Below are 20,192 nucleotides of genomic sequence, written 5' to 3'. Positions count from 1 at the left end.
CCTAGCCCCCGGTCCCAACCCCCAGTAAGGGAGCAGTCGCTGTGGCACGGTCGCTCGACGGACTCGTCCTCAGCCCGGTCGCCGACCAGGCCCCCGGGCAGGTCGGCACCAGGACCCGCTTCACGTATCACGAGCAGGGCGGCCGGATCTGGGCCGAGTACGAGGGCGGCGACGTGGAGCTCGGACGGCTCGTCGGCACGCGTGCGGGGGACCGGATCGACTTCCGTTATGTCCAGTTGAAGCGCGACGGGCAGACCGCCTCGGGGCACTGTGTGTCGGTCGTCGTCGAACTCCCCGACGGGCGGATCCGTCTCGAGGAGACCTGGGAGTGGGAGTCGCAGCAGGGGAGCGGCACGAGCGTGGTGGAGCAGCTCGTGGAGCAGCCCCTTTCCTGACGGTCCGTCAGATAGTTAGGGTGGCGGGGTGAGCGAACTGAGGAAAGTCGTCATCGTCGGCGCCGGCATGGCGGGCGTCCAGACCGCGGTGGCCCTGCGCGAACAGGGCTTCGGGGGCGCCGTCACGCTGATCGGCGACGAACCGCACCCGCCGTACGACCGGCCGCCGCTCTCCAAGGCGGTTCTCCTCGGGACGGCGGAAAGCTCCGCCTTCGACGTCGACTTCGAGGCGCTCGGCGTCGAACTCCTCCTGGGGCGCGAGGTCACAGGCCTGCGCCCGCAGGCGCGCGAGCTGGACACCACGGCCGGCCCCGTTCCGTACGACACCCTGGTCGTCGCCACCGGCGCGTACCCCCTGACGCTTCCCGGCACGGAAGGCGTCCCTGGCATCCATCTGCTCCGTACGCTCGACGACGCCGGACGGCTGCGGCCGGTCCTCGCCGCGCGCCAGGACGTGGTCGTCGTCGGGGCGGGCTGGATCGGCGCGGAGTTCGCGACGGCCGCGCGCGCGGCCGGCTGCACGGTGACCGTGGTCGAGGCGGCCGGGCGGCCCCTCGCGGGCGCGCTGCCCGCCGAGATCACCGCACCGATGGCCCACTGGTACGCGGAGAGCGGCGTCGAACTCCTCACCGGAGCAAGGGTCCTGGCGATCGAACCGGGGACGGTCGTGCTGGAGGACGGCCGCAGGCTGTCCGCCGGGGCCGTGGTCGTCGGGATCGGCGCACGGCCCGCGACCGGGTGGCTCGCGGGCTCCGGTATCGCGCTCGGCCCGGACGGCGCCGTCACCGCCGACGCGCAGCTGCGGTCCTCGCTGCCCGAGGTGTACGCCGTCGGGGACTGCGCCTCCTTCCCGTCGGGGCGCTACGGCGAGCGCCTCCTCGTCCACCACTGGGACAACGCGCTGCAGGGGCCGCGCACGGTCGCGGCGAACATCATCGGGACGGCCGGGGAGACCTACGACCCGGTCCCGTACTTCTGGTCCGAGCAGTTCGGCCGCTTCGTCCAGTACGCCGGCCACCACGCCGCCGCCGACACCCTGCTGTGGCGCGGCGACCCGCTCTCGCCCTCCTGGTCCGTGTGCTGGCTGCGCGAGGGGCGCCTGGCCGCGGTCCTCGCCGTGGGCAGGCCGCGCGACCTGGCGCAGGGGCGCAAGCTCATCGACTCGGGGGCCGGGCTGGATCCGGCGCGGGCCGCCGATCCTTCCGTACCGCTGAAGTCGGCCGTGCTGACCTAGCGCTGCGGTCCTGGCGCCGCAGTACGAGAACGGTGCGCGTCCTTCCGTCCCCCGGCCGGGGGAAGCGCAGCAGCGAACTGCTGATCCGGTGCCTTCCGAGGGCGAAACGCAGGTCGTCCAGGTGCGGGCTGCGGCGGCCGTGCGCGTCGTGCAGCGGATGGACGCGCACCTCGCCGCCTGGGGCGGTGACCCGGACCAGTTCCAGCAGCCCGGCCAGCTGGTCGGCGGGCCGGAAGACCCCCGGATAGGCGAAGAGGAGATAGGAACTCAGGGTCGTCGCGAACACCCCGTCGGCGAACGGCAGCCGGGGCAGCCGGGCCGCGACGTAGTCGCCGGGGTGCCGGCCCGCATCTGCGGCGAACAGCTCCCTGGCCCGGTCCCAGCTGCGCAGATACGCGTCGGGGCGGCCGCTCAGCGCCGCCGGCGAGACCTCGGGCGCCTCGGTCAGCTGGGCCTGCATGGCCGCCCGCCCCTTCAGGGCCCGGCCGGGGACCTCGGCCATCTCCGCGTACACCGGATCGACCGCCACGGCCCGGCCGCCGAGCGCGCGCACCTCGGCCACCAGGGCGGCCGCACCTCCGGGGCAGTCGAGCAGAGGCCCCGCGGTCAGGGCGCGGGCCAGGGACGCTCTCGTCAGGCCGAACAGGGCGCAGTACTCGTCGAGCGGGCGCGATGTGACCAGGATCATGCCCCGATCCGAACATCGGCGCGCTCCTGGCGCACGCCGGGACCGGCCCGGGTACCGACTGTCGGTCCCAGATGGCAGGCTTGTCCTGTGACCGAGAATGACGCAAAAATCGAAGCTCTCGTCCCTGCCTGGCTGTACCTCCCCGACATCGCCGAGATGTTCGACGTCGAGGTGACGAAGGTGCGCCAGCTGGTCAAGGACGGCCAGCTGATCGCCATGCGGCGCGGTGAGAACCGCTCGCTGCAGGTGCCCGCCGCCTTCATCGATGGCGGACAGATCGTCAAGGGCCTGACCGGGCTCCTGACGGTCCTGCGGGACGACGGCTTCAGCGACGAAGAGATGCTGGAGTGGCTCTTCACTCCCGACGAGAGCCTGCCCGGGACTCCCGCGCAGGCCCTGAGTGAGAATCGGGGTACGGAGGTGAAGCGCCGGGCCCAGGCGCTCGCTCTCTGACCTAGACAGATCGACGGTGTACGGGGGCCGGGCCGCGTGGCCCGGCCCCCGCACACCGGACGTTCACTGGCGCACCGACCACGGGGGAACGCTCGATGACCACGGAACAAGCTCCTGAGCTGCTCTCCGACGCCCGGCTGTATCTGTGCACGGACGCCCGCAAGCGCCAGGGCGACCTCCCGGATTTCCTCGACGCGGTCCTCACCAGCGGTGTCGACATCGTGCAGCTGCGCGACAAGGGGATGGAGGCCGCCGAGGAGCTGGAGCACCTCCAGGTCTTCGCCGACGCCTGCCGCAGGCACGGCAAGCTCCTCGCCGTGAACGACCGCGCGGACGTCGCGCACGCCATCGGGGCCGATGTGCTGCACCTCGGCCAGGGTGACCTCCCGGTCCCCGCCGCCCGCGCGATCCTCGGCCGGAACGTACTCATCGGCCGCTCCACGCACGGCGAGTCCGAGGTGGACGCGGCGGCCGCCGAGGTCGGCGTGGACTACTTCTGCACCGGACCCTGCTGGCCCACCCCGACCAAGCCGGGCCGCTATGCCCCGGGCCTGGACCTCGTGCGGTACGCGGCCGGGCTCACCACGCTGCGCCCCTGGTTCGCCATCGGCGGGATCGATGCCGTCAATCTCGACGAGGTGCTCGACGCGGGAGCGCGCAGAGTCGTCGTCGTACGGGCGATCACGGAGGCGGACGATCCCGCGGCGGCGGCAGCCGATCTGGCCAAGAGGGTCAGGGCGCGTAACCCTTAAGTGTCCGAAGCGTGGACAAGTAACGGACAAACATGGCAATTCATACAGCTCTGGTTGGGGGACAGGTCGGCCCTGACTACGCTGCGAACATGGCCTCTGGCACAGCTTCCACCAGGACTGATCGCGCACGGACCGTGCGTGACTATCTCGCGACCGGTAAGACGTCGTACTCCTTCGAGTTCCCGGCGCCCAAGACCGAGAAGGGCGAGCGGAACCTGTGGAACGCGCTGCGCCGCATCGAGGCGGTGGCCCCCAGCTTCGTCTCCGTGACGTACGGCGCGGGCGGCACCTCGCGTGAAGGCACCGTGCGGGCCACCGAGCAGATCACCTCGAACACCACGCTCACCCCGGTCGCGCACCTCACGGCGGTGAACCACTCCGTCGCCGAACTGCGCAACATCATCGGCCAGTTCGCCGACGCAGGGATCCGTAACATCCTCGCGGTCAGGGGCGACCCGGCCGGTGACCCGCTCGGCGAGTGGGTGCAGCACCCCGAGGGCGTGCTGTACGCGGCCGACCTGGTGCGCCTCATCAAGGAGTCGGGCGACTTCTGTGTCGGCGTCGCCGCCTTCCCCGAGATGCACCCGCGCTCGGCCGACTGGGAAAGCGACATCCGTCACTTCGTCGACAAGTGCCGGGCGGGCGCCGACTACGCCATCACGCAGATGTTCTTCGACCCGGAGAGCTATCTGCGACTGCGCGACCGGGTCTCCGCCGCAGGCTGCGAGACGCCCATCATCCCCGAGGTCATGCCGGTCACCACGGTCAAGATGCTGGAGCGGCTCCCGCAGCTCTCCACGGCTGTTTTCCCGCCCGCACTGAAAGATCGGATCCACGCCGCCAAGGACGACCCCGCGGCTGTACGCTCCATTGGCATCGAGTTCGCCACAGAATTCTGTGCGAGGCTGCTTGCCGAGGGAGTCCCCGGGATGCACTTCATTACGCTGAACAACTCCACGGCGACCCTCGAAATCTACGAGAATCTCGGACTGCACGCGCAGTCGTGACCGGTCGTACCCGCCCCAGTCCCGGGCGGTGGCCGTAGGAGAGGGGCGGACATGGGCTGGACGGTCCTCTATATCGCGTTCGGACTCGTTGCGCTGTGGCTGCTGGGCGAGGTTCTGCTGCAGTACAAGGCGCGGCTGCGGTGGCGTCTGGTGGCCTTCGTCGGCTTCCTCGGCGTGGTCATCGGGGTGCTCCTCGCCAATGTCCTGGTGATCGGGCTCGGTGCCGTCACCTTCGCGCTCGGCCAGACGTACGTCACGATGTCCTTCCGCCGCGGCTTCTCCACGGGCTGGGCGATCGGCGGCAGCCCCGGCGCCAGCCGCCGGCGCAAGGGCAACGACGAGGCCGAGGAGCAGGAGCCGACGCTCCAGGTCTCGGAGCTGGAGTACGAACAGGCCGGCTACGGAGCGGGCTTCGATACGCAGGGATCCCAGGGGCAGGGCTTCGAGACCACCTCCTTCGAGGCACCCTCCTACGGCAGCCCCATGGCCGCCGAGTCCGCCGGGGTCTATGCCCCGCAGCCGATGCCGGACGACACGGGTCAGTACGGCATCTACAGCGAGGCGGCGTACGGATCAGGCGCCCAGGCGCCGTACGGCGGCGGTTACGACGGCTACGCCGGTTACGACCAGCAGCAGGGGCAGCAGGGCCAGTACGACTACAACGCCACCGGCCAGCAGCAGTACGCCGCCTACTCGGACCCGTACATCGGCAGCAACACCGGCCAGTACGACAACTCCTACGGCCAGCAGCCCTATGCGGAGCCCTACAACCAGGGATACGGCGGCGAGACCCCGCCCGGCGGGGTCTGGGTCCCGCAGCAGCGCGACGGCGAGCAGCCGTACGGCACGGGAGACCAGCAGCAACAGCAGCAGGATCCGTACTACAACAACGGCAACGAGCAGCAGTACCGCTACTGATACCGCTCCCGCACCAGGCCCCCCGTCACTGCGAGCCGCGGAAAGCGTCCCCCTCGACGATCAGCCCGGCGACCAGCGCCCCCGACATCCCCGCATGGGCGAGCCCGCCGCCCGGGTGCGACCAGCCGCCCGCGCGGTAGAGCCCGGGCAGCTCCGACCGGTTGGCGGCGGCCAGGAACGCCCCGCCCGCCCCGGCCAGCGCCGGACCGCGCGCAGCGCCGGCGACGGAGGTCTCCTGCCACAGGAGGCGTGAGCGCAGCCCGGGCACCGCGGTCTCGGCCGCGGCCAGGACCTGATCCAGCTGCCCGGCGCCCGCCCCGGGCGCGGTGAGCCGCACGGCTTCGTGACCGGAGTCGGGAACGGCGGCAGGGTCGTCGGGCCGCTCCACCGTCACCACCGGCAGCGCATCACCGTCCCCGTGGACCACCGTCCGGTGGACCGTGTCCGTGGGCCGCCCGCCGCTCAGCGCCAGAAAGACCACCAGCGCGCCCGCGCCCTGCTCGCCGCGCGGCCACCCGGCCGAGGGCAGCGGCACACCCGCGACCACCTGGTCGGCCTCCACTTCCTGGCCGTCGGCCAGTTCGAGCCCGCAGGCCCGGCCTTCCTTCTCCCGTACGCCCGCGACCTCGGCGTCGAAGACGAACTCCACCTTCCGTGCCAGACACCGTTCGTACACCGCCCGCGCCAGCTCGCGCATCCCGCCGCGTACGTACCAACTGCCGAAGGTCTGCTCCATGTACGGCAGTACGGCGGCCGATGCGGGCGCGGTGTGCGGATCGAAGCCGTAGAGCCGCGCATAGCTCCCCAGGAGCGCGGCCAGCCGGGGATCACGCAACTCCCGCAGCCCCACGTCCTCCACCGTCCGAGCGGTGCGGCGCAGCAGTCCGGACTTGAGCGCCGGATACGGATCGCGCTCCAGCGGCGAGACATCGGCGGGCAGCGGCTCTTCGAGCAGCGGCCGCCGGGTCCGGTCCCAGGTCGCACGGGCCCGGTCCAGATACGCCCCCCAGCGCTCGCCCGCGCCCCCACCGAGGGCCGCGTCCAGTGCGTCGACCACACCGGCCCGCGAGGCGTTGGGCAGCGTCACCGTGCTGCCGTCGGCGAAGAGATGGCGTGCGGCGGGGTCCACCTGGACCAGCTCCACACACTTCTCCAGCGGCTCGCGGCCCGTCTTCACGAACACGTCCCGCCAGACCGCGGGCAGATGCAGCAGCCCGGGTCCGGTGTCGAAGACGAACCCGTCCCGCTCGAAGCGGCCCACCGCCCCGCCGTACGTCCCCGAGCGCTCGTACACCGTCACCCGGTGCCCCGCCACGGCCAGCCGGGCGGCCGCCGCCATCGCGCCCATACCCGCGCCGATCACCGCAATCCTTGCCATGTCAGGGACTGTAGCCCGCGCCACTGACAACGCACTCAGCCGGACTGGGGTCGAACACCCGGGCCTGAGTATCCGTACTCAGTAGAGGAGATGAGTAGGTACGCGGATGGGCCCGACCTGCGAAGACGGCAGAGTGGTGACCACGGAAGGGGCGCGGCTCCGGAACCGCCGACACGGGGCGGCGGAAACGGTGCGGCACCCCTGACGCGTACGGGGGACGTACGGGGGAATCGCCGGTCCGGTGGGGCTCGAGAGAATTCGAGCTCCGCCGGACCGGCGTCCCGCGTTCAGGGCGCCCGCCTCGACGGCGGCCAGGGTTCAACGCCGCCCGCTGACCCGCCCGTACAGCAGCCGCGACAGCGCCGCGTGCACATCGTCGAGCGACCGCTCGCTCTGGAAGGCCTGCCAGTCCAGCGCGGCCACCAGCACCATCCCGACCAGTGCGGCGGCCGTCAGCGGAATGTCGATCTCCTCGTGCAGCTCACCGGCCTCGATGCCCTCCCGCAGCACGGTCTCGACGACGGCGACCGCCTCCTGGCGCACCACCAGAAGCGTCGACTGCCAGGCCCGGTTGGTGCGCCACAGCTCGGCGACGTACAGCTGCGTGAAGGCCGGATAGCGGTCGATGAAGACCAGGCCGGCCCGGATCATCCCGTCCAGGGCCTCGACCTTGGTGCCGCCGCGCGCCGCGCTCTCGTCCGCCGCGGCCTTCAGCGACGCGGTCAACAGGCCCACGCCGTGCCGCAGCAGCTCCTCGAAGAGCTCGGTCTTGGACTTGAAGTTGTAGTAGACCGTGCCCTTGGCGACCCCGGCGCGCTCCGCGATCTCGTCCACGGTGGTGGAGGAGAAGCCCTTTTCCGCGATGAGGGTGACGGCCGCCTCGTAGAGCTTCTGGCGGGTGGCCTGCCGTCTGGTGCTGGTGTCCATGGCGTTGATTGTCACAGGCTCAGCTCCGGGTGGAGACGGTCCAGCGTCCACACCTGCTTCGAGCGTGCGGAGAGCGCGGTGAGCGCCAGGGCCCCCACCGTGAAGGCGGCGAGCACCGCGCAGCCCGTCCAGACCGGGGTCAGCGGGCCGCCGGTGATCAGTCTCCGCAGGCCCTCGACGACGTAACTCATCGGCAGGAACGGGTGGATGGCGCCGAAGAAGCGCGGGCTGGTCTGGACGGGATAGGTGCCGCCCGCCGACGTCAGCTGCAGCATCAGGAAGGCGAGCACGAGAATCCGGCCCGCTGCTCCGAAGCGCGCGTTGAGCCACTGCACGATCGCGGCGAAGCAGCAGCTGACCAGGGCCAGGAAGCCGAGCGTGCCGGCCGCTCGCACCATCTGCAGGCCGATCGCCCAGTGCAGTACGGACATCAGTGCGGCGATCTGCAGCACACCGATCGCGGCCACCGGCAGCCAGCCCGCGAGGGCGATCCGCCAGGGGTGCGCGCCGGCGGCCAGGGCGCGGCGGTTGAGCGGCTGGATGAGCATGTACGCGACCATCGCGCCGACCCAGAGGGAGAGCGGGATGAAGTACGGGGCGAATCCGGTGCCGTAGTTGGGCGCCGCGTGCAGGGGTGAGGAGGCCAGGCGGACCGGATCGGCCATCACCCCGGTGCGCTGGTCGCGGTCCTTCTTGTCGTAGTCGGGGATCTTCGCCACGCCGTCGTGCAGCCCGGAGGCGAGCTCTCCGGAGCCGTCGGCCAGGCGGTAGAGGCCGCTGTCGAGGGTGTGCGCCCCGGACTTCAGCCGCCCCACGCCCGTGTCCAGGTCGGCCGATCCCGTCCTCGCCGCGGTGAGCCCGGAGTGCAGCTTGCCGGCACCGGCAGCGACCTGCTGGGCGCCGCTGTTCAGCCGGTCGATCTTCGCGACGGCGGAGTCGAGGTCCTCGCTGAGGGTGGGAGCGTGCCGGGCCAGGTCGCGGGCCTGCTTCTGGAGAGTCGCCAACTGCCCGTCCAGTACGGAGAGATCGCTGTCCTGGTCCCGTACGAGAACATCCACATCACCGGCGATGCGGGCGGACTCCGCCGCCGCGTCCTTGGCCTTCTTCAGGAGCGGGCAGGCCGGATCGGGAAGCACCCGGTGCAGGCAGCGCGCCGCGTACACGGCGTCCAGGTCGTGGGAGGCCTTGCGGGAGCCGTCCGCCGCGAGAGGGGCCGCCTTCACCAGGAGGGCGAGGTGATTCCGTACGGCCTGGGTGGAATCGGCGACCAGCCGGGCCGCGTCACCGATCGTCCTGCCGTTGTCCTTGAGATACGGGCGGACCGAGTCCGCGGCACCGTCGACCGTGTCGGCGAGGGTCTTGGTGCCCGCGGCGACCTGGCGCGCGCCGTCCTGGAGATCGGCCGATCCCGAGTCGAGTTTCTTCATCCCGGCGGCCAGTTTCCCGCTGCCGGTCTTGGCCTCGCCGAGACCGTCGGCGAGATCCTTCGAGCCCTTCTTCGCCTTGCCGATGCCGTCTTCGAGCTGGGCCGCACCGTCCGCGGCCCTGGCCGTGGCGTCGTGCAGATCCGAGAACGAGATGAAGATGTGGTCGAGGAACGAGCGCGAGGCGTGCGTCGATGCGGCGGTCCGCACCTCGGAGAAGACGGTCCTGGCGATCTGCCCGACGATGTAGTTGTTGGCGTCGTTCGTCCGCACCTGGAGTGCACCGGTCTCGGGGGAGTCGCCCGAACTGGAGGCGATACGGCTGCTGAAGTCCGAAGGCATCGTCAGCGACAGGTAGTACGAACCGTCCTCGACCCCCTTGCGGGCCTCGGCCGCGGTCGTCTCGTGCCAGTCGAAGACCTTGCTCTCGCGCAGCCCTCTGGTGATGTCGTCGCCGGCCCGGATGTCGGTGCCCGCGGCCGTGGCGCCCCGGTCGGTGTTGACCAGGGCGACGGGTATCTTGTCGAGCCGCCCGTAGGGATCCCAGAAGGACCACAGATACAGCGCCCCGTACAGCAGCGGCAGCAGGAGCAGGGCGACCAGCGCGGCGCGCGGCATCCGCCCCCTGCCGAACCGCTTCAGCTCAAGCGCGGCCAGTCTCGGCGAGCGCATCGGCCGCCCCCTCTTCCTCTGTGGGTCCAGCTCCGGTGCGTACGGTGATCGCGCCCTCGGGCGCCTGGCTGCACACGGCGACGACGGTGATGCCGCCGTCGGCGAGCGTGCGCAGCAGCTTCCAGGCCTCGGCGCGCTCGGCGTCGGAGAGCTTGAGGTCGGTGTCGTCGACGGCGAGCACCTGCGGCCGCTCGATCAGGGCCAGCGCGACGGAGAGCCGCAGCGCCTGGAGCCTTTCCAGATCGCGTACGGAGGTGCGTCCGGCCTTCGGGAGCGCTGCGAGATCCAGCCCCGCGGACTCCAGTGCGGCGTCGATACGCGAGCGGGCCTCGGCGGCGCGCTCGGTGCGGGGCCGGAGCAGGGAGCGCAGCGAACCCGTGAACCGCCGCTGCAGCAGAGCCCGTTCGCGCAGATGCTCGGCGACAGTCAGTGCGGGGTCGAGCTCGCTGACGCCGGGGACCGGGCCGAGCGCGGTGATCCGGCGTACGGCGGTGAGCCGGCCGGGCAGCGGGAGACCGGCGACCTCCGCATGTCCCTCGGTGGTCCGCATCCGGCCCGTGAGGGCGAGCAGCAGACAGGTGCGCCCGGATCCGGAAGGGCCCTCGATCGCGACGAGCGCTCCGGGTGCGGCGGTGAGGCACACGCCCCGGAATGCCCAGCCGCGTGGGCCCTTCAGCCCGAGATTCTCGGCGGTGATCACACGGCCTCCCCCAACTTTTAAACTGACCAGTCAGTGCAAAAAGGTAGCGTCGAACCTGCGCTCGACGCAAAGCCGCAGGTCAGGGCCGATTGTCAGTGGTGACCCTCACAGTGGACACATACGGCCACAGTGCCGTCACACGACGACAGGAGGTTCGTCATGGCCAGCACCAAAGCCGCATCAGCCGCGCACCGCTCGGCGGGCGACATCCACCCCGTCCTGCGCCGGGCGACAGCGCCGCCGGCCGCCCTCGACCTGCTCGCCCAGGCCCGCACGGGTCTCGACGAAGCAGCCGACCTCGAGCAGCCGAACGACCGCTACGCCACCGCCCATCTCGCCGCCCTGCGCACCGCGGCCGCCGTGCTCGCCGCGCGGGGCCGCCCCGAAACGACTCCGCGCAGGCGGCGCCAGATCCGCAGCGCCTGGGAAGTCCTTCCGGAGATCGCCCCCGAACTGATCGAGTGGAGCGCCCTGTTCGCCTCGGGCGCCCGCCGCCGGGCCAGGGCCGAGGCAGGCATACCGGGCGCGGCCACGGTCCGCGACGCCGACGATCTGCTGCGCGACGCGGCCATGTTCCTGCGCCTGGTCGAACGGCTCCTCGTGCTCCAGCCCGTGCTGCCCCAGCCCAGGGAGGAGCACCCGAAGGCGGGATGACCAGGGGCGGCGGCGGAGGCAATAAGCTGGAGCAGCCCGCCCCGTAATTGCCCCGCCGAGGAGTCAACCGCCGTGTCGGACCCGCTGCGCCCCCGCGCCTCCCTTCGTACCGCCGTGGTGTGGGACGTCCTCAAGGACGCCCTCGACCGCAGGGCCGAGGCGAGCGGGCGGGACACCCTGGATGTCCTCGACACCGGAGGCGGCACGGGCAACTTCGCGGTGCCCGTCGCCCGCCTGGGCCACCGCGTCACCGTGGTCGACCCCAGCCCCAACGCACTCTTCGCGCTCGAGCGCAGGGCCGCGGAGGCAGGCGTCGCCGACCAGGTGCGCGGAGTGCAGGGCGACGTGCTGGGCCTCTTCGACGTCGAAGGAGTGGAGCGCGGCGGCTACGACGCGGTGCTCTGCCACGGAGTCCTCGAATACGTAGAGGACCCGGCCGAAGGCGTGCGCAACGCCGTGGAGGCGCTGCGCCCCGCAGGCGCGCTCTCCCTGCTCGCCGCTGGTCTCGGCGGTGCGGTCCTGGCCAGGGCACTGGCCGGCCACTTCAACGAGGCCAGGCACGCACTCACCGACCCGGCGGGCCGCTGGGGCGAGGGTGACCCGGTACCCCGGCGCTTCACCGCCGAACAGCTCGGGGAGCTGGTCGGTGCGGCCGGGCTGAAGGTCGGTTCGGTGCAGGGTGTACGCGTCTTCGCCGACCTGGTTCCCGGCGTCCTGGTGGACACCGAACCCGGCGCCTTGGAGGCGCTCCTGAAGCTGGAGGCGGCGGCTGCCGAGCTCCCCGCCTTCCACTCGGTCGCCACCCAACTGCACGTCCTCGGCGAGAAGCAGGGCTGATCAGCGACGCAGTCCCAGACGGAGTAGGCCACAGGCCCCCGATCGGAGGCTTCGCGCCGTATGATCGGGGTACACCATCTCCGGATTGGCGAATTGGCGTAGAGGGCGGGTTTCACGGGGGCGATTCCCTGCCTATTCTGAAAGGGCCGCACTACGGTCGCCCCCCGCGACCGACGAGTAGGAGGACTCCGTGCCGCTCTCGGAGCACGAGCAGCGCATGCTCGAGCAGATGGAGCGAGCGCTGTACGCCGAAGATCCCAAGTTCGCGACAGCGCTCCAGGGATCCGGGCTGCGTACATATACCCGGCGACGGGTCTACCAGGCAGTTGCTGGCTTCCTGGTGGGAATCGCGCTCCTCATGGCCGGAATGGTCGCCCAGCAGATCTGGATCAGCGTGGTCGGGTTCCTCGTCATGCTCGGCTGCGCGGTGCTCGCGGTCACCGGATGGCGCAAGGCGCCCAAACCAGGTGAACAGCCGCCGACCGCCGCAGATCCCGCAGCACGCAGGCAGGCCAGGCAGCGCCGCTCGGTGATGGACCGTATCGAGCAGCGGTGGCAGCGCCGCCGCGACGAACAGGGCCAGTAGAACTTCACGCCGGACGAGTGAGGGGCGACCGCTTCGGCGGCCGCCCCTCACCCATGTCCTTGCCGGGACCCTGCCGTTCTAGCCCTGGTCCCTGGACGGCCTGCGCAGCAGCCCCGACCACCGGTCGGTTCCGGCCCGGCGCCTGCTGCTCCAGCGCTCGGTCGTCGCCGACCAGCGCTCGGAGATCGCCCACACCACCCGTACAGCCGAGCGCGGTGCGAGTACTGCCCGCAGCCGCTGCCTCCGCCCGGCCCCGGCCCGCAGTCCGGCCCGTATCTGCGCCACATCGTCGGCGAGACCGCTCACCGGCTGCGGCTGCGGCGCGTACAGCACCTGCTCCACCGCACCGGCCGAACGGTGGACCGCATCCGCAGCCCGGCCCTCCAGCGACCCGAGGCGCACGATCCGCGCGGCCGTCTTGCGCGGAGTCTGCGAGTCGTCCGGCTCGACGCCGTGGTCCCAGGCCGAGTCGGTGATCTCGCGCCAGGCGTTCAGCGTCCGGGCGGCAGCGTCCGCGGGGCTGCGCCCACCGGAGGCCAGCCGTTCCCTGCGCGCCCTCAACCGCCAGAGCAGGGGCAGCAGCGGGAGCAGTACGAGCAGACCCACAGCCACGGAAACGCCCACCACGGTGGAGAGCGGCGTCCCGGTGTCGGTGGGACCGGAGTCCGCGGCCGCCGCTGCCGAACCGCACTCGTTCATCCGGCGCAGCTGCGGCGGGCAGCTGTCGGTCACCGACGGCGCCGCAGAGGGCGCGGCCGTGGTGCTGGGCTGCGGCTTCGCCGGTGTGTCCGTCCCGCCGCCAGGGGTGCTCGCCTGGGTGTACGAGGGTACGGAACCACGCGAGGGCGTCGGCTCGAACCGCGTCCACCCCACACCCTCGAAGTACAGCTCCGGCCAGGCGTGCGCATCGCGCAGACCGACCGACATCGTGCCGTCCTGCTGGGCGGCGCCCGGAGTGAAGCCGACCGCGACCCGTGCCGGGATGCCCAGCGTCCTGGCCATCGCGGCCATGGAGAAGGAGAAGTGGACGCAGAAGCCCTTCTTCTCCTGCAGGAAGCGGGTGATCGCCGACGATCCCGTGCCGGACTGCACCTGGGTGTCGTAGGTGAAACCGCCCTCGGAGGAGAACCAGTCCTGCAGCTTCACCGCACGCTCGTAGTCGTTGGCCGAGCCCCGGGTCACGTCCAGTGCCGTGGACTTCACCACGGACGGCAGCGACTCGGGGACCTTGGTGTACTCCTTCACCAGCGCGGCAGAGGCGGGCGGAGCCTGGGCCAGCTGCTGGGCCGTCGGCTCCACGAGCAGGCTGGTCACCGAGTACTGCACACCGCGGGTCGTCTGCCCGCGGTCGCCGACGAGGGTGCGCCCCTCCGGCTCGAACCGCCACTTCCCCTTGATGCCCACCTGCATGGCCGGATAGGGCAGAGGCAGCCAGTTCTGTGCGTACCAGCCGGCCGACGAGACATTGGTCTTGATCTCGGCCGTGCCGATGTCACCGCTCAGTCCCGGCGGCTTCGGAAGCTCCTTGGGCACATCGGTGACCTTGCGCTCCGAGGACTTCCACGCCGTGCCGTCGAACTGGTCGAGTGCCACGATCCGCAGATAGAGGCTCTGTACGTCCGTCGCGTTGGTGCGGTACCGGATCACCTCGCGGTCCTCGGGCTGGTTGAGGCTGTTCTGCAGCGACACCAGAGGGTTGACCGCGGAGATCGTTCCGCCGCCGCTCCCGGTGCCGGCCCCCGCGCCCGTACCACCGATGAGCCCGGAGTCCAGTGCGGGCAGCACGGCCGGGATCACCAGAGCGATCCCCAGTGCGACGGCTCCGATACGCCGGCCCGTGCGGGCCGGAGCCGTGGCGCTGCCGCCCGGGGCCTCGAAGGGCCGGCCGGTCGACCGCGTCGCGCCGCCGAAGACCCTGCCCCACTGCGAGAGCCGGTCGCGGCCCTCGGCGAGCAGGAGCAGCAGATAGCCGGAGGCCGCGAGCACGAACCACAGCCAGGCACCGCTGCCCTTGGAGAGCCCTGCCGCCACCGAGTAGAGCGCGAGCAGCGGCAGCCCGGCGGGCGCCGCGCTGCGGAACGTCACCGCGAGCGCGTCCACCGCGAGCCCGATCAGCAGGACCCCGCCGATCAGCATGAGCCGGATGGACTCGTTGGCCGGTGCCGGGATGGCGAACTGGCTGACGTCCTCACCGCCCTGCTGCAGCAACTGCCCCAGGTGCCGGAAGACTTCAGGGGTGGGCAGGACGCCGCCGAGCGCCTGGTGGTGGGCGAAGACCATCGTGAGCAGCAGCAGCACCACCAGGGCCTGGGCCCCGACGGTGAGCGGCCGTGCCAGCGGCACCCGCCGGGCGAGCGCGCCCACAGCGCTGACGATCGCCGTCAGGAACGCCGCCTGCAGGATCCAGGACGCCGGACTGACCAGCGGCAGCATCGCGCAGGTCGCCATCATCGTGGCCGCATAGGCGCACAGCGCCAGCCTTCCGCGACCGCTCATGACCAACCCCCTGTCTTTCCCGGTGTGTTGGACGTGTGTTCCCGGCCCGCCTGGCGCCACAGATCGGCCAGCTGGACCCCGGGGCGTGCCTGGAGGACGGTCCACCCGGATTCGCGCAGCTTCCGGATCCGTTCCATGGCCTGGGCCGAATCGGGCTCGCCCTCCACCCAGGCGGCACTGTCCGCGACGAAGGCGACGGCCGCGTTGCTGCGCTGCCGCATCCGGGCCGCCACGGCGGACTGCTCCTCGTCCAGATCGCCGAAGAAGGCGATCAGCAGCCCTTCGTTGCCACCGCGCAGGACGTCGTACGAGGGCGAGAGCCCGGTGCCGTCCGAGTGCCCGACGACCGCCAGGGTGTCCATCATCAGCCCCGCCGAATCCGCCGAGTCCTGGGTGGCCCCGGCGAATCCGCTGCTCCCGTCGCCGGGCACCGAGCTTCCGGTGTCCGTCAACAGCCGCACCGAGAAGCCCTGTTCCAGCATGTGCACCAGCGCGGAGGCGGCGCCCGAGACCGCCCACTCGAAAGCGGAATCCGGCCCGGCACCCTGGAAGGCGATCCGCCGGGTGTCGAGGAGAACCGTGCACCTGGCCCGCTGCGGCTGCTCCTCGCGGCGCACCATCAGCTCGCCGTAGCGAGCGGTGGAGCGCCAGTGGACGCGGCGCAGATCGTCGCCGTGCCGGTACTCGCGCGGAAGCACGTCGTCCTCACCGGCCAGCGCGAGCGAGCGCTGACGCCCGTCGCCATAGCCCGCGGCCTCGCCCGCGAGCCGTACCGGCGGCAGCGGCTCGGTGCGCGGGATGACGGTGAGGGTGTCGTACGCACTGAAGGAGCGGGTCATTTCGCACATCCCGAACGGATCGCTCAGCCGCAGCTGCAGCGGGCCCAGCGGGTAGCGCCCGCGCAGATCGGAGCGCACCCGATAGGACACCTCGCGCCGGCCGCCCGCCTCGACCCGGTCGAGGACGAACCGGGGCCGCGGCCCCAGGACGTATGGCACCCGGTCCTGGAGCATGAGCAGGCCCGTGGGCAGCCGGGAGACGTTGTCCATCCGCAGATGGACGCGTGCCTCGGAGCCCGCGGGCACCCGCGCGGGGGAGAGCCTCCTGCTGCCCGCGACGCGGTAGCGGGTGCGCTGCAGCACGCCCACGCAGACCAGCGGCAGCACGGCGAGCAGCATGCCGACCCGCAGCAGATCCCCTTGGCCCAGCGCGTACGCGCAGATCCCGGCGGCGATACCGGCCGCGAGGAACGACCGGCCGCGCGTGGTCAGCCCGGAGAGTGCGGCCCGCAGGCCGCCCTGTTCCTCGTCGACGCCGGGCGAGGCCCCGTCAGGGGGCAACCCCGCCGCCATCACAACCGCCGCGTGCCGGGCTGCTGGTGGTTGTAGACGGGGGCTCCACCGGGCGGCGGCGCCTGCTGGGGGGCGGCGGGGCCACGGTGGGGAGCGGCCGCGCTCGGTACGGGAGTGCGCTGCAGGATCTCCGTCACCACCTGCTCGGCGGTACGGCGGTTCAACTGCGCCTGAGCCGTGGGCAGCAGCCGGTGCGCGAGCACCGCCACCGCCAGTGCCTGGATGTCGTCCGGCAGGGCGTAATCGCGCCCGCTGAGCGCGGCGGAGGCCTTCGCGGCGCGCAGCAGATGGAGCGTCGCGCGCGGCGAGGCGCCGAGTCTGAGATCCGGGTGGTTACGGGTGGCCGAGACCAGCTCGACCGCGTAACGCCGTACCGAATCGGCGACATGCACGGTGCGCACCGCGTCGATCAGCTTCACCATCTCGTGCGCGTGCGCCACCGGCTGCAGATCGTCCAGCGGGGAGACCCCGCCGTGCACATCGAGCATCTGCAGTTCGGCCTCCGCGCTCGGATAGCCGATCGAGACCCGTGCCATGAAGCGGTCGCGCTGCGCCTCGGGGAGCGGGTAGGTGCCCTCCATCTCCACCGGGTTCTGGGTGGCCACCACCATGAAGGGAATGGGCAGTTCGTAGGTCTGCCCGTCGATGGTGACCTGTCGCTCCTCCATCGACTCCAGCAGCGCCGACTGGGTCTTGGGCGATGCGCGGTTGATCTCGTCGCCGATCACGATCTGCGCGAAGATCGCCCCGGGCTTGAACTCGAAGTCCCGCCGCTGCTGGTCGAAAATCGACACACCGGTGATGTCGGACGGCAGCAGGTCCGGCGTGAACTGGATACGCCGTACCGAACAGTCGATGGACCGTGCCAGCGCTTTGGCCAGCATTGTCTTGCCCACGCCCGGCACATCCTCGATCAAGAGGTGTCCCTCGGCGAGAAGCACGGTCAGCGAAAGCCGTACGACCTCCGGCTTGCCCTCGATCACACCCTCCACCGACCTGCGGATGCGCTCCGCTGTGGTGGTCAGATCTGTGAGGCTCGCTCGATCGTCATAGGTCGTCACCCGGCCCTCCTCGGCCCTTCCACTCCACGGGCCGTCGCGTTTCAGACAGCCCGGCCCACCCCGAAATACGAACACCACGCCCGGATGGTTCGACCGGGCGAGGTGTCACACTCGCATTCTTGTTGCCGTTACCGCTTCGTGTCACTCGCCTGTGGACAAGTGGGCGTGAAATGCCAGGGTTTGCCGTATTTTCTTACGTCGTTCTACGCGGACGGATCGATCTCGCGGAGCAGTCCCGTCTTCACGTCGAAGACGAAGCCGCGCACGTCGTCCGTGTGCGGAAGGAACGGAGAGGTCCGTACGCGCTGCATCGACTGGCGTACGTCCTGGTCGACGTCCTTGAAGGATTCGACGGCCCAGGCCGGCCGCTGACCCACTTCCTGCTCCAGCTCCTGCCGGAAGTCCTCGGTGAGACTCTCGAGGCCGCAGCTGGTGTGGTGGATCAGTATCACGCTGCGTGTTCCCAGCGCGCGCTGGCTGATGGTGAGGGAACGTATCGCGTCGTCGGTGACCACGCCGCCCGCATTGCGGATGGTGTGGCAGTCGCCGAGCTCGAGACCGAGCGCGGCGTGCAGGTCGAGGCGGGCGTCCATGCAGGCGACGACGGCGACGTGCAGGACCGGGGCGGCGCCCATGCCGGGGTCCTGGAAGTCGGCCGCGTACCGGCGGTTCGCCTCGACGAGTCGGTCGGTCACCGTGCCACCGTGACGGACGGTGAGGTGAGGGCCTGAAGAGGTGCCCTCTGCGGGGAGGTGCGCAGGAGTCGACATGTCAATGACGGTAGTCGGAGCTGATCGCGTAGTCCCGCCAAGGGGTGGGAAAAATACCGCCAACCCGGCCTGGTGTGACCCAACCCACAGGCCTGACCCTCCGTAGCCCGTTGGAGTGAATGACCTGCCGCGTGGCGCGCTGGCCGGTTGATTGACCGGCGGTACCAGTGGACTAAAGTGGCGCGAACCGGGAGGCGTGATCCGCCCCCCTCGTGCTTGACGCACCACCCCGCACACCCCCGCATGCGCGGCGTACGCACGGCTCGGCCCTCTCCCGCTCGCCGGCCGGCCGACGCCCCTCAACCGGCGCCGGCAGACCGTTCCCCTTCCGAGCGGGCGGGGACCCGGACGTACGTGCGACCGTGCCGTACCTGAGAGGGCGCATGAGCGAGACCCGACATGTCCCGGTGATGCTCCAGCGATGCCTGGACGTGTTGGCCCCGGCCCTCGCGGAGCCCGGAGCGGTGGTCGTCGACTGCACGCTCGGCCTCGGCGGACACAGCGAAGCACTCCTTTCCACCTTCCCCGCCGCCCGGCTGGTCGCCCTCGACCGGGACAAGGAGGCGCTGCGCCTCTCCGGCGAGCGCCTCGCCCCCTTCGGGGAGCGGGCCACGCTGGTGCACGCCGTCTACGACGAACTGCCCGAGGTGCTGGAGCGGCTCGAGATCCCGCGCGTCCAGGGCATCCTCTTCGACCTCGGCGTCTCCTCCATGCAGCTCGACGAGGCCGACCGCGGATTCGCGTACGCCCAGGACGCCCCGCTCGACATGCGCATGGACCAGACGACCGGGATCAGCGCCGCCGAGGTCCTCAACACCTACGCACCCGGTGAGCTGGTGCGGATCCTGCGCGCGTACGGCGAGGAGAAGCAGGCCAAGCGGATCGTCTCCGCGGTGGTGCGCGAGCGCGACAAGGACCCCTTCACCAACAGCGCCCGCCTCGTGGAGCTGATCCGCGACTCCCTCCCGCAGGCCGCCAAGCGCACCGGCGGCAACCCCGCCAAGCGCACCTTCCAGGCCCTGCGCATCGAGGTCAACGGTGAACTCTCCGTCCTGGAGCGGGCGATCCCGGCCGCGGTGAAGGCCCTCGCCGTGGGCGGCCGGATCGCCGTGCTCTCGTACCAGTCGCTCGAAGACCGCCTGGTCAAGCAGGTCTTCGCAGCCGGCGCCGCCAACACCGCGCCGCCCGGCCTGCCCGTCGTACCCGAGCGCTACCAGCCCCGGCTGAAGCTGCTCACCCGGGGCGCGGAGCTGCCCACCGAGGAGGAGGTCGCCGAGAACCGGCGCGCGGCCCCCGCACGGCTGCGGGGTGCGCAGCGCATCCGCGAGGAGGCGGTATGACCACAGCGGCCAGGCAGTTGAAGGGGCGGGCCGCGAGGCTCGCGCGACTGCTGCCGTCCGGGCCCAACACCGCGGCCCGTACGCCCTTCGTGCTTCTTGTCGTCGTGCTCCTGGGCGGCGGTCTCATCACGCTGCTGCTGCTCAACTCGGCACTCAATGCCGGATCGTTCCAGCTGAGCGAGCTCAAGAAGAAGACCACCGAACTCACCGACGAGCAGCAGGCGCTGCAGCGCGACGTCGACGACCGCTCCGCGCCCGACGCGCTGGAGCAGCGGGCCCGTGAGCTCGGCATGGTCCCCGGTGACGCCCCCGCTTTCCTGAACCCCGACGGCTCGGTCAAGGGCGTCCCCGGTGCGGCCTCCGCCGTGCCCCAGGCCCTGGTGGTCCCGGCCTCGCCTTCGCCGACGCCCACGCCCTCGGCCACGGCGTCCCCGGCGGGCAGCGCGAGCCCGCCTCCGTCGTCCCCCACGGGCAACCCGCCCGGCAGCCCCGCGCATCCGTCGGCCGGTACGTCCACGAAGCCGACCCAGACCCCCGGCAGGTGACGC

The 20,192-nt window shown here is 71.3% G+C and carries 20 protein-coding genes; 11 read left to right on the top strand and 9 right to left on the bottom strand.

Annotated features, from left to right (window positions below; genetic code table 11):
* Positions 1–41 precede the first annotated feature (41 nt).
* The gene (locus tag AB0H78_RS29775) at positions 42–395 is read left to right on the top strand and encodes a hypothetical protein (protein ID WP_363237740.1); all 354 of its coding nucleotides are present in this window, start codon (positions 42–44) and stop codon (positions 393–395) included.
* Positions 396–462: 67 nt separating this feature from the next.
* Complete coding sequence (locus AB0H78_RS29770) at positions 463–1,629, top strand: FAD-dependent oxidoreductase (RefSeq protein WP_363237810.1); 1,167 nt, start codon at positions 463–465, stop codon at positions 1,627–1,629.
* Here the strand turns inward: AB0H78_RS29770 and AB0H78_RS29765 are convergent.
* Complete coding sequence (locus tag AB0H78_RS29765; protein ID WP_363237739.1) at positions 1,550–2,317, bottom strand: hypothetical protein; 768 nt, start codon at positions 2,315–2,317, stop codon at positions 1,550–1,552. The two genes, AB0H78_RS29770 and AB0H78_RS29765, sit on opposite strands and share 80 nt — an antisense overlap.
* A gap of 87 nt (positions 2,318–2,404) precedes the next feature.
* On the opposite strand from AB0H78_RS29765, the gene AB0H78_RS29760 reads away from it, so the two are divergent.
* The 4 genes from AB0H78_RS29760 to AB0H78_RS29745 all read left to right on the top strand — a co-directional run bounded on the left by AB0H78_RS29760 (position 2,405) and on the right by AB0H78_RS29745 (position 5,447).
* Positions 2,405–2,770 (top strand): Rv2175c family DNA-binding protein, encoded by a 366-nt coding sequence (locus AB0H78_RS29760; RefSeq protein ID WP_363237738.1) that lies wholly within the window; start codon positions 2,405–2,407, stop codon positions 2,768–2,770.
* 95 nt (positions 2,771–2,865) lie between these two features.
* A complete protein-coding gene (gene thiE, locus AB0H78_RS29755; RefSeq protein WP_363237737.1) occupies positions 2,866–3,522 on the top strand; it encodes a thiamine phosphate synthase in 657 nt (218 codons plus the stop codon).
* Between the two features lie 89 nt (positions 3,523–3,611).
* Positions 3,612–4,529 (top strand): methylenetetrahydrofolate reductase [NAD(P)H], encoded by a 918-nt coding sequence (gene metF, locus AB0H78_RS29750; RefSeq protein WP_363237736.1) that lies wholly within the window; start codon positions 3,612–3,614, stop codon positions 4,527–4,529.
* A 51-nt stretch (positions 4,530–4,580) separates the two neighbouring features.
* Complete coding sequence (locus tag AB0H78_RS29745) at positions 4,581–5,447, top strand: hypothetical protein (RefSeq protein WP_363237735.1); 867 nt, start codon at positions 4,581–4,583, stop codon at positions 5,445–5,447.
* A gap of 25 nt (positions 5,448–5,472) precedes the next feature.
* Here the strand turns inward: AB0H78_RS29745 and AB0H78_RS29740 are convergent, their stop codons facing one another.
* The 4 genes from AB0H78_RS29740 to AB0H78_RS29725 form a co-directional block, all read right to left on the bottom strand.
* Complete coding sequence (locus AB0H78_RS29740) at positions 5,473–6,825, bottom strand: NAD(P)/FAD-dependent oxidoreductase (protein ID WP_363237734.1); 1,353 nt, start codon at positions 6,823–6,825, stop codon at positions 5,473–5,475.
* 318 nt (positions 6,826–7,143) lie between these two features.
* Complete coding sequence (locus tag AB0H78_RS29735) at positions 7,144–7,752, bottom strand: TetR/AcrR family transcriptional regulator (RefSeq protein WP_363237733.1); 609 nt, start codon at positions 7,750–7,752, stop codon at positions 7,144–7,146.
* Positions 7,753–7,763: 11 nt separating this feature from the next.
* A complete protein-coding gene (locus tag AB0H78_RS29730) occupies positions 7,764–9,848 on the bottom strand; it encodes a YhgE/Pip domain-containing protein (RefSeq protein ID WP_363237732.1) in 2,085 nt (694 codons plus the stop codon).
* Positions 9,820–10,548, bottom strand: coding sequence for an ATP-binding cassette domain-containing protein (locus AB0H78_RS29725; protein WP_363237731.1), 729 nt, complete (start codon positions 10,546–10,548; stop codon positions 9,820–9,822). Before AB0H78_RS29725 ends, AB0H78_RS29730 begins: the two co-directional genes overlap by 29 nt.
* 159 nt (positions 10,549–10,707) lie before the next feature.
* On the opposite strand from AB0H78_RS29725, the gene AB0H78_RS29720 reads away from it, so the two are divergent.
* From AB0H78_RS29720 to AB0H78_RS29710, 3 genes are all read left to right on the top strand, one after another.
* Positions 10,708–11,202 (top strand): SAV_6107 family HEPN domain-containing protein, encoded by a 495-nt coding sequence (locus AB0H78_RS29720; RefSeq protein WP_363237730.1) that lies wholly within the window; start codon positions 10,708–10,710, stop codon positions 11,200–11,202.
* A gap of 72 nt (positions 11,203–11,274) precedes the next feature.
* A complete protein-coding gene (locus tag AB0H78_RS29715; protein ID WP_363237729.1) occupies positions 11,275–12,039 on the top strand; it encodes a methyltransferase in 765 nt (254 codons plus the stop codon).
* A 190-nt stretch (positions 12,040–12,229) separates the two neighbouring features.
* Positions 12,230–12,625 (top strand): DUF3040 domain-containing protein, encoded by a 396-nt coding sequence (locus tag AB0H78_RS29710; protein ID WP_363237728.1) that lies wholly within the window; start codon positions 12,230–12,232, stop codon positions 12,623–12,625.
* A 78-nt stretch (positions 12,626–12,703) separates the two neighbouring features.
* Here the strand turns inward: AB0H78_RS29710 and AB0H78_RS29705 are convergent, their stop codons facing one another.
* From AB0H78_RS29705 to AB0H78_RS29690, 4 genes are all read right to left on the bottom strand, one after another.
* The gene (locus AB0H78_RS29705) at positions 12,704–15,121 is read right to left on the bottom strand and encodes a DUF3488 and transglutaminase-like domain-containing protein (protein ID WP_363237727.1); all 2,418 of its coding nucleotides are present in this window, start codon (positions 15,119–15,121) and stop codon (positions 12,704–12,706) included.
* A complete protein-coding gene (locus AB0H78_RS29700) occupies positions 15,118–16,473 on the bottom strand; it encodes a DUF58 domain-containing protein (protein WP_363237726.1) in 1,356 nt (451 codons plus the stop codon). Before AB0H78_RS29700 ends, AB0H78_RS29705 begins: the two co-directional genes overlap by 4 nt.
* The gene (locus tag AB0H78_RS29695) at positions 16,473–17,534 is read right to left on the bottom strand and encodes a MoxR family ATPase (RefSeq protein WP_363237725.1); all 1,062 of its coding nucleotides are present in this window, start codon (positions 17,532–17,534) and stop codon (positions 16,473–16,475) included. Before AB0H78_RS29695 ends, AB0H78_RS29700 begins: the two co-directional genes overlap by 1 nt.
* 203 nt (positions 17,535–17,737) lie before the next feature.
* Positions 17,738–18,304: a carbonic anhydrase gene (locus AB0H78_RS29690; RefSeq protein ID WP_363237724.1), complete on the bottom strand. Its 567-nt coding sequence runs from the start codon at positions 18,302–18,304 to the stop codon at positions 17,738–17,740.
* A gap of 383 nt (positions 18,305–18,687) precedes the next feature.
* Here AB0H78_RS29690 and rsmH point away from each other — a divergent pair, with 383 nt between their 5' ends.
* Complete coding sequence (gene rsmH, locus AB0H78_RS29685; RefSeq protein ID WP_363237723.1) at positions 18,688–19,644, top strand: 16S rRNA (cytosine(1402)-N(4))-methyltransferase RsmH; 957 nt, start codon at positions 18,688–18,690, stop codon at positions 19,642–19,644.
* On the top strand, positions 19,641–20,189 hold the full coding sequence (locus tag AB0H78_RS29680; protein ID WP_363237722.1) for a septum formation initiator family protein: 549 nt from the start codon (positions 19,641–19,643) through the stop codon (positions 20,187–20,189). The genes rsmH and AB0H78_RS29680 overlap by 4 nt, the downstream gene beginning before the upstream one ends.
* The last annotated feature ends 3 nt before the right edge of the window (positions 20,190–20,192 follow it).

It is taken from the genome of Streptomyces sp. NPDC050738, from assembly GCF_040654175.1.
Taxonomy (GTDB): domain Bacteria; phylum Actinomycetota; class Actinomycetes; order Streptomycetales; family Streptomycetaceae; genus Streptomyces.
The sequence above is the reverse complement of the archived record's forward strand: the minus strand, read 5'-3'. Positions and strand labels throughout refer to the sequence as shown.

What these genes read in the sequence shown, in the direction of transcription:
- AB0H78_RS29765 (WP_363237739.1), bottom strand. Translation starts at nt 2,317, where the DNA reads ATGATCCTGGTCACATCGCGCCCGCTCGACGAGTACTGCGCCCTGTTC.
- AB0H78_RS29705 (WP_363237727.1), bottom strand. Translation starts at nt 15,121, where the DNA reads ATGAGCGGTCGCGGAAGGCTGGCGCTGTGCGCCTATGCGGCCACGATG.
- AB0H78_RS29735 (WP_363237733.1), bottom strand. Translation starts at nt 7,752, where the DNA reads ATGGACACCAGCACCAGACGGCAGGCCACCCGCCAGAAGCTCTACGAG.
- thiE (WP_363237737.1), top strand. Translation starts at nt 2,866, where the DNA reads ATGACCACGGAACAAGCTCCTGAGCTGCTCTCCGACGCCCGGCTGTAT.
- AB0H78_RS29770 (WP_363237810.1), top strand. Translation starts at nt 463, where the DNA reads ATGGCGGGCGTCCAGACCGCGGTGGCCCTGCGCGAACAGGGCTTCGGG.
- AB0H78_RS29680 (WP_363237722.1), top strand. Translation starts at nt 19,641, where the DNA reads ATGACCACAGCGGCCAGGCAGTTGAAGGGGCGGGCCGCGAGGCTCGCG.
- metF (WP_363237736.1), top strand. Translation starts at nt 3,612, where the DNA reads ATGGCCTCTGGCACAGCTTCCACCAGGACTGATCGCGCACGGACCGTG.
- AB0H78_RS29720 (WP_363237730.1), top strand. Translation starts at nt 10,708, where the DNA reads ATGGCCAGCACCAAAGCCGCATCAGCCGCGCACCGCTCGGCGGGCGAC.
- AB0H78_RS29730 (WP_363237732.1), bottom strand. Translation starts at nt 9,848, where the DNA reads ATGCGCTCGCCGAGACTGGCCGCGCTTGAGCTGAAGCGGTTCGGCAGG.
- AB0H78_RS29700 (WP_363237726.1), bottom strand. Translation starts at nt 16,473, where the DNA reads ATGGCGGCGGGGTTGCCCCCTGACGGGGCCTCGCCCGGCGTCGACGAG.
- rsmH (WP_363237723.1), top strand. Translation starts at nt 18,688, where the DNA reads ATGAGCGAGACCCGACATGTCCCGGTGATGCTCCAGCGATGCCTGGAC.
- AB0H78_RS29740 (WP_363237734.1), bottom strand. Translation starts at nt 6,825, where the DNA reads ATGGCAAGGATTGCGGTGATCGGCGCGGGTATGGGCGCGATGGCGGCG.
- AB0H78_RS29745 (WP_363237735.1), top strand. Translation starts at nt 4,581, where the DNA reads ATGGGCTGGACGGTCCTCTATATCGCGTTCGGACTCGTTGCGCTGTGG.
- AB0H78_RS29690 (WP_363237724.1), bottom strand. Translation starts at nt 18,304, where the DNA reads ATGTCGACTCCTGCGCACCTCCCCGCAGAGGGCACCTCTTCAGGCCCT.